The sequence below is a fragment of the Fimbriimonadaceae bacterium genome, from assembly GCA_019638775.1.
Classification (GTDB): domain Bacteria; phylum Armatimonadota; class Fimbriimonadia; order Fimbriimonadales; family Fimbriimonadaceae; genus JAHBTD01.
Genome location: JAHBTD010000024.1, coordinates 1 through 13,630 on the forward strand (window position 1 = coordinate 1; position 13,630 = coordinate 13,630).

Below are 13,630 nucleotides of genomic sequence, written 5' to 3' on the forward strand. Positions count from 1 at the left end.
TAAATCCCAGGCATGCGGAGGCGAACTGCCGGCAGGGGCCCTCGGAGGGAATTCAGACGCCGAGGATCGCAGGAGAATTACTTCTTGGCTGGCCGGACGAGCCTCAGCACTGTTTTCAGGATAAGGGAGAGGTCGAAGAGTAGAGAGGCTCGTCGGAGATACAGGTTCCCCAGTTCAATCTTGTCCGGCAAAATACGGGTCACATATTCGGCTTCGGGGTCTTCAACCTGAGCCAGCACATCCCCTTCATCTTGATACTTCAGTGACGCCAGGTCGGTCATGCCGGGCCGAATCGAGAGCAGCTGTTCATACTCGGATCGAAAGAGTTCGACGTAGTGCCGAACCTCCGGCCGAGGGCCCACCAGACTCATATCTCCGATCAGCACATTGAGGAGTTGCGGGAGCTCGTCAAGCTTCGTCGCACGCAACCATCGCCCGACGCGGGTGATGCGTGCATCATTACGACTGGTGATGCACAACCCCTCGTTCGCTCGATCGGCCGCCATGGTTCTGAATTTATAGATGAGGAACGGGGTGAATCCCCGACCGATCCGCTCCTGCCGGAACAACACCGGGCCGGAGGAGTCGAGTTTGACCAGCGCGGCGAGGATCAGAAAGAGCGGACTAAACAGCAACAGGCCGAGACTCGCGCCCGCGATATCGACCAACCGCTTGATCACCGCCGATACTGCGTAATCAGTGATCGAACGACATCGATGACATGCCGGATATCGGCCTCGCTCATACGCGAGTAAATCGGCAGAGAGATGCTGCGTTCGAAAGCTGCGCAGGCATGCGGGAAATCATCGCGATGGTATCCGTACCGCTCCCGGTAGTACGGATGCATGTGCAGGGGCATAAAATGTACGGACGTTCCGATCTGTTCCTTCTTCAAGGCTTCGATAAAATCGTCCCGGGTAATACGAAGACGTTCGGGATTCAATTGAATCACATACAAATGCCAGGCATGTTCATAGCCGGGACGGCACAGAGGTCGCTGAATCTCCGGCAGTTCGTTGAACGCATCGTGATAGGCCGCGGCGATTCGAGCGCGCGCCGTCCAGAACCGGCGAGATTTCCTGAGCTGTTCGATGCCGATCGACGCCGCGATATCGGTCAGGTTGTATTTGAATCCAGGCTCGCGAATCTCGTAATACCAGGATCCGGTCCCCGCGTAGCGGCTCCACGCATCCTTCGTAATCCCATGCAGACTCATGCTCCGCATGCGCTCGGCATAGTGGGCATGGTGGGTGGTGGCCATCCCGCCTTCCCCGGTCGTAATGGACTTGGTCGCGTAGAAAGAGAAGCAGGTGATGTCACCGATCGCGCCGACCATCCGTCCGTGATCTGCCGCCGGCAGCGCATGCGCGGCATCTTCGACCACCTTCAACTCGTACTCCGTCGCCAGTGACAACAGCCGATCCATCGAGCAGGGATGCCCGGCAAAATGAACGGGCATGATCACTTTGGTCCGCGAGGTAATTGCCTGCCTCACCGCGTCGGGATCGAGGTTCAAGGTGTCAGGTTCACTGTCCACCAGAACCGGTTTTGCCCTGAGATACGACACCACTTCAGCCGTGGCGGCAAACGTCATGGTCGGCAGAATGACTTCATCGCCTTCTTTGACTCCGACCGCTTCCAGGGCCAGGTGCAGCGCAGCCGTGCCGGAATTCGTGGCCACCGCATGAGTTGCGTGCACGGCTTGTGCAAACTCCTGCTCGAATTGCTTCGTCCGCTGCCCCGTCGTCAACCAGCCGGAGCGCAGCGTCTCAGTGACCGCGCGAATTTCCTCTTCGCCGATCTCCGGAAGATGAAACGGGACCGCGTGTTCACTCATAGCGCACTGACTTTCGAATGGTTCCGAGATAATGGGTGCATAGCCACGGCACTGCGCTCAAAAGCTGACAGGCAAACCAGGAAAGCGGTGCCAGCATCCGCGTGACCGGTGGGGCGAGAGTTATGCGGCTCAGCTCGATGGTACAGTCCCCAAACAGCCGGTGGATCTCGCGCGCCGTGACCCCGCGAACATCGGGATTGCGGGGATTATTCATGTGAAAGTCATACCACAGGATCAACCCATTCGGCCTCAGTACTCGCACCATTTCACGGGCAAGCCGTTGTTGTACGTCCCGGTTCAGAATGGACGTAAACACCGTGGACTGGATGATGAGGTCGAAGCTTTCATCGGAAAACTCGAGTGCGGCCGCGTTCCGACAATGGATGGTCACCCCCTCCGGACTCAGGCATCGGGCTTCCTCAACACGTTGTTCCAGAAGGTCCACGCCGGTGATGTGTCGTGGATCGGCACCCCAACGAATGAGATCTCGAATCCAGAACCCTGCGCCACACCCCACGTCAAGAATGCGAACGGCCTGAAGCGACGACCAACCGGCATGTTCCAGGACGGACAGGACACGGCGCTCCCGCTCCTGAAGCATGAACAGGTTGCCGCGATTGAAGAAGGAATACAGTCCGGCACACGAACCGGTCGTACGGCGCGCATAGGCGTCACGAATCCGAGCCGCTTCCCGTTCGAGATCCGCGGCATCGGTCGTACATTTCTTCCGTGAGAGTTCCACAGGCATCATCTGGACAGTGGGATCGCGTTCGTGGCGATGTCGGGCCGCTTCCGACGGATCACAAAATCGAATATCCCGCGCATATAGCCCATGCCGTAACTGACATGGAGGGTCGGAAACACCAGCATCAGCCAGCCGGCGCAACGAAGACCGCTCGACAATCCTACCGCAAACGAGACGGCAAAATCTGCCGACAGGTACAGGGCGACGAGCAGCATGAGCATGAATCTGGCGACGGGGGAAGCGATCGAGGCGACGGAGAGGCCGACGAGCAACCCCAGGCACACCATAGGAACCACTTGCCGTCCGGTGCCGATCCTGCCGAGCTTCAAGGCGACCAGCGGTTTGAAGTACCCGTACTGATAAAACATTCTCCAGAGCTGCGCGAGCGACGACCGGGGATAATAGTAGGAGACCACGTCCGGGACCAACAAAATCCGCCCCCCGCGAGCGATCAATCGGTGATTGAATTCATCGTCCTGATTTCTGATGAGTTGCTCATCGAACAACCCGATTCGTGCAAATACGGCTCTCCGGTAACAGCCTCCGAATACCGTATCGACCCATCGCGGCGTGGAGGTCCCGATCCGGAAATACGACGTGCCCACACCGAACGGGTGCGAAAGACCCCAGGCAATCGCGCGCGCCACGGGACTGTCATTCGCGGGCACGGTCATGCACACGCCGCCGACATTGTCCGCTCCGCTCTGCGTGAGCCAATCAACCAGTCTTGAAATGTAGGTCGCGGAATACTCCGCATGGGCCCCCATGATGAGGATGATATCCCCGCGCGATTCCGCAATTCCGACATTAAATGCACAGGGGGTGATCAACTGAGTATTGTCCACCAGCCTGATCAACGGATGTCGCGTGGCGTAACGAGAGACAATCGTTCGCGTCTCATCCTGGCTCATGCCGTCGATGACTAGGATCTCGAGGCGGTGCTTTGGATAGTCATTGTTGAGGATCGAGTCGAGACACGCGCCGATGAACCTCTCCTCATTGCGGCACGGAACCAGGACGGTCACGGCAGGTTGCGATGCATCATTCATCCGCGACTCTTTCACTCCGCAAGAAGAGGCGTCCGGCGGTCGGGATTCAGACGAAGCACACGGCAGAATGTTCCGTCGGTCGACGCCAGGAGCAGAATGACCGTGGGGAGCAAGAAGGCTTCGACGAGAAGCGCTTTGTACCCTTCCAATCCAGCCCTGATCAGCATGGGGATACTGGCCACGAACATCCAGGGCAGCACGCGTCCCCACAATATCCAAAAACGCGATCGGTGTGGGACGACAGGATGAGCATCGACAGAACATCTGGCCCACACCCACCCCCAAAGCAGCGCTCCGATCAGAATTCCAAGCACGCCGAAGTTGAGATACCACCCTGTCGCGTGGTGAATAGTAAAACCCTGCCCTTCAGCGGCCCCGATGCTATCGGCATAGTGCAGATAAATATCCGGCGGTCGGTTCGGCCATGCAAACCGTGGAATCACCGAGGCGAGCATGCTGAGCACACTCTCTCCATAGGTCAGCGGCACGTTGAGAGCCAGAGCCCCGTACAAGGAAAAATGAGCCGAGAAGGCTTCATTACTCGATGTGACAAACTGTGCGGCGTCCAGCCACCGGGCTGGCTCGAGATCCTGTAGGCCTCCCGCGACTGCCGCCAGCGGCAAGCCGCGCAACGTGTCGACGAGCCATAACCCGACTAAGCCGACCGCACCGGTGAGCGCCACCACGACCAATCGAGGTCGCCGCGCATTGGCGAGGTACAGGAGGCCGCCTCCGATGCCGACGAACAGCAATTCATTCTTGTTTCCCAAGATGAGCGCGAACCAGAAGAGGCCGGTCGCAACAGCCAGATATCCGGCCCGTACGACCCATCCGCCTGAGCCGACGAACAAACGAGCCTCGCTGCCGCTGCTGAAAATGCTCAACCCGATGGCGGTTGACAGCATCGCTCCGCGACTCAACAACTGATGGATGGTGAAATAGGGGGGGATCTCTCCCAATCCTCCTCGCGTCACCATGTAGGTGGACAGATTCATGTTGTTAGCCATTTCCAACGGCTCGCGGATGAGTGCGTAACTGCCAATCCCGCACAGCACCGCCAGACAAAGCAACACTTCATGGGACACATCGATCGGGGCCGACCCGGTTTCATCCGGGAGAGGCCCGGGCTTCAAAAACACGAGCAGCGCGATCTCGATCAGAATGATGAACGCCCCATAAAGCAGCAATGTCGTCAAGTAGTGCTCATCGAGTATGATCGGAAACAATTTCGCTTCCAAATAGTCGTACCGTTTCCCACTCTCGCCACCGAGCCGGTCTTGCACGACGGACCAGGCTCCGAACAAGGACCAGTAATAGATAAGGCCGATGCCGAGAGGGAATGAGAGATGGCGGGTTCTGCTCCAGACAAGCCAGGCGAGAAGCAGAATCACGGTTGTGACGCTCGTTAGAAGCAGGTAAAAATCCACGTTGCCTATCTCGCTCCCCCAGCAGTCGGGTCACTGAAAAAGCATACCCGGTCGCCTCACATATTTCAGCACATGTTGCGAACGGCTTCCCGATACACTGCCATGACACGTTCAGCGACATTCTCGGAAGAGACGTCTTGAATGACCTCGTACCCATTGGACCGCTCGGGCCGCTGCAACACGTCGGCCAAGGCCCTTCCGATCTCGACCGGATCTCGACCGACAATCCTCGACGGTCGAACGTTTGCCAGCCGCTCTTTGACATCGCCGACATCGACTGAGACGACTGGAAGATTACAGGCGATGGCCTCCTTCACCATGTTCGGAGACCCCTCCCTATCGCTGGTCATGAGAAGACAATCGGCTGCATTGAGATAGAACGGCATCCGTTCCTGCGTTTCAGAACCGTCCAGGACCTCAAATCGGATGTCACCGCACCATTGACGAGCCATCCGTATGGCAGCCTCGGCTAGGTCCAATCGCTTCCGTATCGCGTCGAATCCTGCATTAAATACGACAACCTTCTCCTCCGGACTCCAACCCATGCGTAGACGCGCAGCGACTTTCGCCATCGGCCTGAAGCGCTGCAGATCAACGCCGCTCGGAACAACGGCCACGAATCTTTTTCTCCACCATAAGCGATTTTTTAGTTGCGTGCTGACACACATCATTCGGCTCGCACGCAGTGCGGCACATTGCGACAACAATATCCCGACTCCAGAGCGAAGCGAAAACAGCCCGGGTCCACGATTGAGATCACTGCCTCGGTACGTGATCACCAACGGAAACCGCGATACAAGCGCGCACACCGCTGCCGTCACGGTTCCGTAGTGCGCATGAATGAGATCCGGACGAAACTGCGCCAACTCTCTCCGCAGCCGTGCGACCTCTCGAACGATTACGACAGGCGACGTCCGTGATTGCAGAAACACCGAGCGACACTCCACCCCGGCCTCGGATAGCGCCAGGATCTGATTCTTGGCGAAAATCATATTGGACGAATCTGCGGGGCCGGGAAGTACATGACACACACGAAGCGCCTGGCTGGAACGCCCTCGTTCCGGCGGGCACGCCATGGAGACGGCCGGGACAATACCGCTCATTTCGGACCCACCTCCTGCCGAGCTCCTCCGAACACCGATTTATAGACCGCCGACTTCCTCACGGCTTGAGCGAATACCTCATGTCCGACGCTGTTCCAATGATGATCGTCAGGATGCTCGAAACGCCGGCCGGACCTGGAATAGTCCTCCAGAAACTCCCGTTCCATATCCACGACCTCGAAGCCTTTCTCGACGGCCCGGTCCATCACATACGCGCGCATAAGCCCAAAATAACTGCGCGTGGCTGCGGCGCGACGAACAGGCTCATACAACTCAGGCCTGGGAGCATCGACGACAAGGAGAATGTTCGACGCAGGCAGCCCCGCCCGATCCGGCAGTTGGCTCAGAAAGGCATCGACTGCGGTTTTCGAATCGGCGATCCGCGCTGGTTCAGCATGCTCGAGGGTATTTCCCACGTACATGCTCGGTTTGAGGTCTGCACTGAACCAACTCTTCACCCGCGTCAGACTCCGATCCAGCAGGCCCGCGACCTCCAAATTTGCCACGACGTACATCGCCAAGGAAGAGGCCGCAACATAATCCCTCCACAGCGGGATGTCGCGGTCGAGCCGGATGAGCTGCATCTCGGCGGTCCCATTCTGCGAAAAATAGTGAAACCCCGGCACCTGCTTGTATCGCAGCAGGCTTTCATCAAAATCGTTCCCGACCACGGTCACCACGAGGCCCTCGGGTCGAAAGACGTCTTTGACATAGTTCGCATAGGCCAAGTATTGACTCAGCGCCGACCCGGATGCGCCAAAACTATACACAGACCCTCTCGCTCCGATGTCACGCCTCAAGAGCGCCGCCGCCGTGTGATCGGACGGAACCATGGCCGCTTCGATATAGCTGTCTCCGACGATCGCCAGCAACGGCGTGGCGTGTGTCGGATCGTAGTCCACCTCGGAAATGAACCCCAGATTGTTGGTTCGCACACGATTCGTAATGGAGAAGTTCCATCCTTTGGACCAGACGGCCGTGCGGTTCGGTGCATAGCGATAAATCGGGTTCGCATCGTTCACAGCCAGCGCACGGAACCCTTCGCTGACCGGCAGCAGTCTCAGGCCGATTTCCAGGAAGGTGCCGCAGGCCAACAGGGACAACACTACGGTCACCACCCTGACGGACAGTGACGCACGATGCGAGCCCGGAGTCATCTCGTTCGCAGCCTTTTCGTCTGTTCCGCTGAGACTGAATGCCAATGAACGCCACTCACAGATTCGGGCTCCACCGTTGCAGCCATCGCTCCAGGGCCCAGAGGCAATAGACCCGTTGATACAAGTTGTATCTGCTGATCCGAAGGTCGTCCCAACGTTGTTCGACAAAGCACCGGAGCAATCGCTCAAGGTAACCGGCAGATACAATATCTCTGACGCGTGCCGTCGGTGAACACAGTTGCTGATGGAGCTCGCGGCGCCCCTGGTCCCCCAGCCAGGCATCGAACGGAAAGCCGAACCCCGCTTTGGGCCTGCGGCAGATCGCCGGCGGCAAATAGCGTTCGGCAAGTTTCCGGAGGAGCCGCTTGTTCTCCCCGACCGAGTACTTCCAGCGCTCCGGGATCCGAGCCGAACAGGCCAACACCGATTCTCCCAGGAATGGAATGCGGACTTCCAGGCCATGGGCGCTGCTCATCATGTCGACCTTTCTCAAATAGTCGCCTGGCAAGGCCGTGCTCATCGTGGCATCGATGAAAGCCGCGCCACCAACCTCCCTTGAGCGGTCTCCGGCTCCCAAGAGTATCGGAACACAATCAGTGGTTTTCTGCCTTGCGGAAGGAGTCAGCATGTCCTGCAATTCTTCGGGGAACAGATAACAGGACAAGGCCAGAAGTCGCTCGTTGCCGGACGCCTCCGCAGCCCGTAACAATCTCTGAACTTGTCGGACCCGCTCGGAGGGCGAGACCCGCGAAACCGCGCGGGAGAAGCGGAGCATTGCCCGAAGAGCCCAGGCGGGCGCCCGGCCCAATGTCCTGGCGAAATCCGCGTAACCATAGCGGGGATACCCCCCGAACATCTCGTCGCCACCGTCCCCTCCTATCACCACTTTGACAAACGGTCTGACGGCTCGACACATCACGTAGGAGGGAACGGCGGATGAGTCCCCGAATGGTTGATCGAATTGCGAAAGCACCTCGTCGATCAGCGCAAGATGTCCCTGTCCGACCGGCACACGGATCTCATGATGATCTGTTCCCAAATGCCGGGCCACCATGGCCGCATAGGGGGATTCATCATAGGAGGTCTCACCGAACGCAACGGTGAACGATGGAACCTTTCGCCCAAGATCGTTGACGAGCATCGCGAGGAGAAGGGACGAATCGATGCCTCCGCTTAAAAACGCCCCGATCGGCACGTCTGCGACGAGCTGTTCACTCAAGCTTTCCAAAATGGCGCGGCGGCCGGCTTCAAGAGACACCGGTTCGTTCCAATCGGCCGGCTCCCGCTTCCACGTCCAGTATGTCCCACGCTCAATCCCCCGCCTCGTGACACGCAACCACGACCCGGGCTCGACTTCATGGATTTCCGAGAAGAACGTGCGTGGCGGAACGGTATAGCTGAGCAGGAGAAAATCGACGAGGGAGGCATAATTCAACGTAAGCGACCGGGCGCTCAGCTGGTGGAGCGCTTTGATCTCCGATGCAAAGCAGAATGCCCCGTCGAGCGTGGCATAGTACAAGGGCTTGATTCCGGTTCTGTCTCTCGCGAGAAACAGCTCGTTCTCCAGCCTGTCATACACCGCCAAGGCAAACATGCCATGGAACTTCGACAGGCAGGTGGCCCCCCAATAGCCGTACGCTTCGAGGAGCACTTCCGTATCGGACTGCGTGCGAAACCTTTTTCCGACCTGTTCAAGCTCCTCCCGCAGACTGTGGAAATTATACATTTCACCGTTATAGACCATGACGTAGCGCTCGTCGGCCGAACTCATGGGTTGCCGTCCTCCGGCCGGATCGATCACGGCCAGGCGCGCGTGTCCCAGCCCGACTGTTCCCGTTGAATCAACCCACGTTCCCGACCCATCCGGCCCCCGATGGTGCAGGGCGTGAGCCATTCGGCCGATCGTTTCCGAAAGGGCATGATCGACTGCCGGCCTGACAACACCACAGATTCCACACATAGCAACCTAACGGAGTTCTCCCGGCATGAGTGGATTAGCCTGGATCGTAGGCTGTTCCTGAAGCTGTGCCACGGCACGTCTCCTGAGCACGGCTCCGAGCACGACACTATTCAAGACATAGTAGGCACTAATCGCGGTCGCAACTCCAATCAGACCGGCAAGCCAGGCCCCAATCCCTTTCAAAATCAGTCCCACCGTGTAGGTCAACGCCTCGATCTTCGCGGGAGTCGTCATGTCGCCCTGGGCATAAAAGGCGTTCACCAATATGTGATTGATGCCGCCTACCAGCACGACGCCGGAACAACTCATCAGGATGATCCACATCCTTATCAGATCGCCGGCTTGCAAGATGCCGTCGCGGCTCAGCGGACTCAGCAGATCCAAGCGGTGCACGGCGAACGCCCCGAGAAAAAGCACAAGCACCACCCCTCCACTCAACCATCCCATCCACCACACCCGTTCGCGCCATAACGCATTGAACGAACGCCAGGATTTTTCGCTCGCCAGTCGAGCCAAGCGGGGAACGATCGGAGCGACCACGCCATGATTGAGCACTCGTCCTATCGCCGAATGTACCCGAAGCACCAGGTCCAAAACGGCAATGCTTCCAGGGGCGAGAAGCGAGGCAAAAAACCGGTCGACGACAAACCCTGTGCGGTGATACGCCGCACCGGCGACAAGCGGCCGCATCCGCCTCCACACATCCTTCGAGAGCAACGGAATATCGGCGAGAGACCCCTGCGCCATCCCGGCCAGTACCGGCAATTGCAGCAACACAGGACCGGTCACGATCGCGACTTGTACCCAGGCAGCCAGCCGAACTCCCCATCGATCCAGCCCGACCACAAGCAGCCCCCACCCGCCGCAGGTACAGATCAGAACCGTCAAGGCAGGCCAGACAAAACGACCCTTGGCTTGGGAAAGGCACATCAACATGATTCCACAACCGGCCCCTATTACGCCCACCGCCTGAATCTGAGCCAATTCCACCGTGAGGGCAGCAGTGGACGCAGCCAGTCCGGGCGCAAGAAACGGGACGACGATCGGTGCGACGAGAAATAACAGGAGAGCGACTATCGACGAGACCGCCGCGATGGCGCACAGCAGCGGCCACCCGACCCGGTCCCGATCGGCCGCCGGCTTCGACGAGAGGAACGGGATTAAGACGAATCCGAGCGGCTCCATGAGGAACGCGGTCGCAATCTGAGGCAACGTGCCTCCGGCATAGAGGGCATCGGCTTGGGCACCGACGCCCAGATGCGCAACGGTATACCATTGGATGCCGAAGGCGCTCACGATTTGCAGCACAATGACGGCGGACAGAGTTGGGCCGACGTGTAGACCGCTCTTGGCCGGTCCGTCGTCGCGATCATGAGCCGCGTGGGGAGCGACACCGAGTTGCCGCGGGCTTACCATTCTTCAGCCAGCCCATCCCGACCTTTGCGATAGCGCCGTCGGCAGACATGACATATGAGCGGTCCTCGGGCAGCCTTGAGTTGCTCGCCACACCGACACATCCAACCTGTACGGCGGGCAGGATTTCCAACGACCAGCGCATGCGCGTCGACGTCGCTCGTGACCACGGCACCGGCACCGACGAACGCATACCGGCCGACGGTCACTCCGCACACCACCGTGCAATTCGCGCCCAGACTCGCGCCATTCCTAATCAAGGTCGGCCTGAGCTCGTTCATGCGAGGCACTTCACTGCGCGGATTGAGGACATTCGTAAACACCACTGATGGTCCGCAAAAGACTGCGTCTTCCAGGGTCACCCCTTCATACACCGACACGTTATTCTGGATCTTGACCCCGTCCCCGATGGTCGTGTTCGGGCCGATCACAACATTCTGACCGATACGACAATTCTTCCCGATTTTCGCCCCACGCATGACATGCGACACATGCCAGATTTGCGTTCCCTCACCGATCTCAGCCCCCTCGTCGATAAACGCTGATTCATGAGCAATATAGGGAAGCCTGGGCGAACCGGTCTCAAGCGGGCGTCGTATCACCTGCCCGGTTTCGAGCGATTGCTGGCACAACTGGAGCACCTGCAATACGCGCAGGGCTTCACGCCCATCGGTTCTGGGCGTGCTCCGTGTCCTCACGCAATCGAGGAAATGGGCACATTCAGCCCGCAACGGTTCCTCGTGAGCCACGGGCACAACCTCAGCATCCATTTTCGTGGGCACAGGGAGTTGATCTTTCCATCCGATGGCGTGGGGATAGAGCAGCAGCTTCCGTTCAGGCTCCATATCGTCGAAGACGGCCATCTTTTGACTGCCTACCACGATTAACTTCTGTTCTTTGTACGGGTGCAGCCACGAAACAAAGACATGGGCCTTTACACCACTGGGAAAGGACAGCAGGCTGACGGTGACATCGGCAATCCGTTGCTGCAAGTAGTTGCCGCCCTGAGCATTGACCGTCTCCGGCATCTCATTGAGGAGCCCAAGAATCACCGACAGATCGTGAGGCGCAAACGACCATAGGATATTTTCTTCTCTTCGCACCCGCCCCAGGTTCAATCTATTGGAGTAGATATATTGGATGCGCCCCAGTTCCCCTCGGGCGATCAGCTGCTTCAGCGTGAGCACCGCGGGGTGATACCAGAGCAGGTGCCCCACCATCAGCACCCGCCCCTGAGCCGCCGCGAGCGCGACCAATTCTCGGCCGCCTTCAAGGGTGAGGCAGAGGGGTTTCTCGACGAATACATCCTTCCCCGCCAGAAGCGCTTCCCTGACCAATCGGCCGTGGGTTTCAGCGGGAGTTGCGATTGCCACCGCATCGATTGTGCGGTCGCCGAGCACATCGGATGGTGACGCTGTTGTGACACATTCCGGATAGCGCTGCGTGAAATAGGGAAGCACCGTCTCGTCGGTATCGCAAATAGTTCCGAGTGCCTGAAGTTCGGCGAAATTCCGGATCAGGTTCTTGCCCCAGTAGCCCGCTCCGATCACTGCAATTCGGCTCATGACCCTATTCCCTCTGCCGGCCCGGTCTTGCACACGCCTGTACTCACGCGAATCCTGCCTGGCGGCATTCAATGAGAACCTTCCCGGAAGAGCTCCCGAACATTGACGTTTTACACCGCTCCCACTTATGATCCGCTCCCATTGTGCTTCAGCCCACACCCCTCACATGGCGCGCGCTTCCACTGATCGTCGTTTGGACGCTCCTGGCGCTATTTGACACACTCCCGGCCTCGGGGGACAGCGCAGGGGATTCCGCCTCCGCCCCGCATGCGCTGGACCTGCATGTCGAAACCACAACCTTCCTCCTGAACCTTGAAAAACAAGGGCTCGAGGACAACACGTTCACGAATGGTCTGGGCCGGGATACGACCCTGATGGGCAATCTGCTGAACGTGTATGTGCGGAAACGCCTGCTATCCTCCGTCGACTTGGACCTTGGAGTGTTCGCCAATATGCCGTACGGCCATGACACGGAGGTGTCGCAAGTCCGGCCGATTATCCGCCTTCAATATCGCCCCACTGAGGAAATCACGGCGCTGCTCGGCACCCTTGCGGTCCCGCACCGGGACTTTCACGACGCGGTCTTCGACAATGCCAACCGGTTTGTGCGACCGATCGAACAGGGTGCGCAAGTGACGGTGAACTCAGAGTATTACCGACAAGACCTGTTTATCAACTGGGAGCAGGCCTTCCGCGGCTCCGCCACTAATCGGTACGATGTGGGGTATGCGGGACAACTTCGAGCCGGCCTCTTCCGCTTCAATGGGCAGGCGCACTGGGTCCATCACGGCCAAGCCCTTCTCAAACTCGATCGTTCCTTCACTACCGGCAACAATCTGGTAACCGCCTTCGGCCCCGAACTGGTTTTCGAACCGGCACGGTACTTTAGTTCCCTCCGATGGTGGCATGAACTTGGCCTCCGCTTGACGTATCTCAACAGCTTCAATCAAGCGGCTCGTGCCGTCCCTTATGACCAGGGACGCGGCTACGATGTTCAAGCCTGGCTGGATATCGCAGGCTGGCGGCCGCGCATAGGATTCTGGCGCGGCGTGAACTTCCTTGGCCAACAGGGCGATCCTGAATTCGTTGCAGGGAATTTCATGGAAGTGGGGCTCTCCAAAGTGTATGCGCTGGGGGAGAATGCCTCCATCGAGTTCGGGGTGCAAGCAAGGCGCCTGCGCAATGCGGTCAATGAATTCATCCCACAAGGGACCAAATGGGTGAACCAGCAATATCTCGTCTTCAACTGGAACTGGGATACCGCAAATGGTCGGTTCATGAGAGACTTGTTCCCCGCGCAGGACAACCCGGCAGCCACAGAGCCCCCAGATTCCGCGCCTCGATTCACGGCCAAACTCGACACCCTGACCTATG

General features: G+C 58.6%; 11 protein-coding genes. 1 reads left to right on the forward strand and 10 read right to left on the reverse strand.

Going from position 1 to position 13,630, the window contains the following annotated elements; all coding sequences use genetic code 11:
• Window positions 1–77: 77 nt before the first annotated feature.
• The 10 genes from KF784_17960 to KF784_18005 all read right to left on the reverse strand — a co-directional run bounded on the left by KF784_17960 (window position 78) and on the right by KF784_18005 (window position 12,256).
• Window positions 78–680: a sugar transferase gene (locus KF784_17960; GenBank protein ID MBX3120947.1), complete on the reverse strand. Its 603-nt coding sequence runs from the start codon at window positions 678–680 to the stop codon at window positions 78–80.
• Window positions 677–1,837 (reverse strand): DegT/DnrJ/EryC1/StrS family aminotransferase, encoded by a 1,161-nt coding sequence (locus tag KF784_17965; protein MBX3120948.1) that lies wholly within the window; start codon window positions 1,835–1,837, stop codon window positions 677–679. The genes KF784_17960 and KF784_17965 overlap by 4 nt, the downstream gene beginning before the upstream one ends.
• A complete protein-coding gene (locus tag KF784_17970; GenBank protein ID MBX3120949.1) occupies window positions 1,830–2,588 on the reverse strand; it encodes a class I SAM-dependent methyltransferase in 759 nt (252 codons plus the stop codon). Before KF784_17970 ends, KF784_17965 begins: the two co-directional genes overlap by 8 nt.
• Entirely contained in the window at window positions 2,585–3,631 is a 1,047-nt protein-coding gene (locus tag KF784_17975; protein MBX3120950.1) for a glycosyltransferase family 2 protein, read from the reverse strand. Before KF784_17975 ends, KF784_17970 begins: the two co-directional genes overlap by 4 nt.
• Window positions 3,632–3,642: 11 nt before the next feature.
• Complete coding sequence (locus tag KF784_17980) at window positions 3,643–5,058, reverse strand: hypothetical protein (protein MBX3120951.1); 1,416 nt, start codon at window positions 5,056–5,058, stop codon at window positions 3,643–3,645.
• Between the two features lie 65 nt (window positions 5,059–5,123).
• Complete coding sequence (locus KF784_17985) at window positions 5,124–6,161, reverse strand: glycosyltransferase (GenBank protein ID MBX3120952.1); 1,038 nt, start codon at window positions 6,159–6,161, stop codon at window positions 5,124–5,126.
• The gene (locus KF784_17990; protein MBX3120953.1) at window positions 6,158–7,363 is read right to left on the reverse strand and encodes a hypothetical protein; all 1,206 of its coding nucleotides are present in this window, start codon (window positions 7,361–7,363) and stop codon (window positions 6,158–6,160) included. The genes KF784_17985 and KF784_17990 overlap by 4 nt, the downstream gene beginning before the upstream one ends.
• Window positions 7,364–7,373: 10 nt before the next feature.
• Entirely contained in the window at window positions 7,374–9,278 is a 1,905-nt protein-coding gene (asnB, locus tag KF784_17995) for an asparagine synthase (glutamine-hydrolyzing) (GenBank protein MBX3120954.1), read from the reverse strand.
• A 6-nt stretch (window positions 9,279–9,284) separates the two neighbouring features.
• Window positions 9,285–10,694 (reverse strand): hypothetical protein, encoded by a 1,410-nt coding sequence (locus tag KF784_18000; protein ID MBX3120955.1) that lies wholly within the window; start codon window positions 10,692–10,694, stop codon window positions 9,285–9,287.
• Entirely contained in the window at window positions 10,688–12,256 is a 1,569-nt protein-coding gene (locus tag KF784_18005) for a Gfo/Idh/MocA family oxidoreductase (GenBank protein MBX3120956.1), read from the reverse strand. Before KF784_18005 ends, KF784_18000 begins: the two co-directional genes overlap by 7 nt.
• 143 nt (window positions 12,257–12,399) lie before the next feature.
• On the opposite strand from KF784_18005, the gene KF784_18010 reads away from it, so the two are divergent.
• Window positions 12,400–13,630, forward strand: a 1,231-nt coding sequence (locus KF784_18010) for a hypothetical protein (protein ID MBX3120957.1), incomplete at its 3' end; no start/stop codon positions are given.

Bases quoted from the DNA above. Each gene is read 5' to 3' on its own strand.
- KF784_17965 (MBX3120948.1), bottom strand. From the start codon at position 1,837: ATGAGTGAACACGCGGTCCCGTTTCATCTTCCGGAGATCGGCGAAGAG.
- KF784_17970 (MBX3120949.1), bottom strand. From the start codon at position 2,588: ATGATGCCTGTGGAACTCTCACGGAAGAAATGTACGACCGATGCCGCG.
- KF784_17975 (MBX3120950.1), bottom strand. From the start codon at position 3,631: ATGAATGATGCATCGCAACCTGCCGTGACCGTCCTGGTTCCGTGCCGC.
- KF784_17985 (MBX3120952.1), bottom strand. From the start codon at position 6,161: ATGAGCGGTATTGTCCCGGCCGTCTCCATGGCGTGCCCGCCGGAACGA.
- asnB (MBX3120954.1), bottom strand. From the start codon at position 9,278: ATGTGTGGAATCTGTGGTGTTGTCAGGCCGGCAGTCGATCATGCCCTT.
- KF784_18000 (MBX3120955.1), bottom strand. From the start codon at position 10,694: ATGGTAAGCCCGCGGCAACTCGGTGTCGCTCCCCACGCGGCTCATGAT.
- KF784_18005 (MBX3120956.1), bottom strand. From the start codon at position 12,256: ATGAGCCGAATTGCAGTGATCGGAGCGGGCTACTGGGGCAAGAACCTG.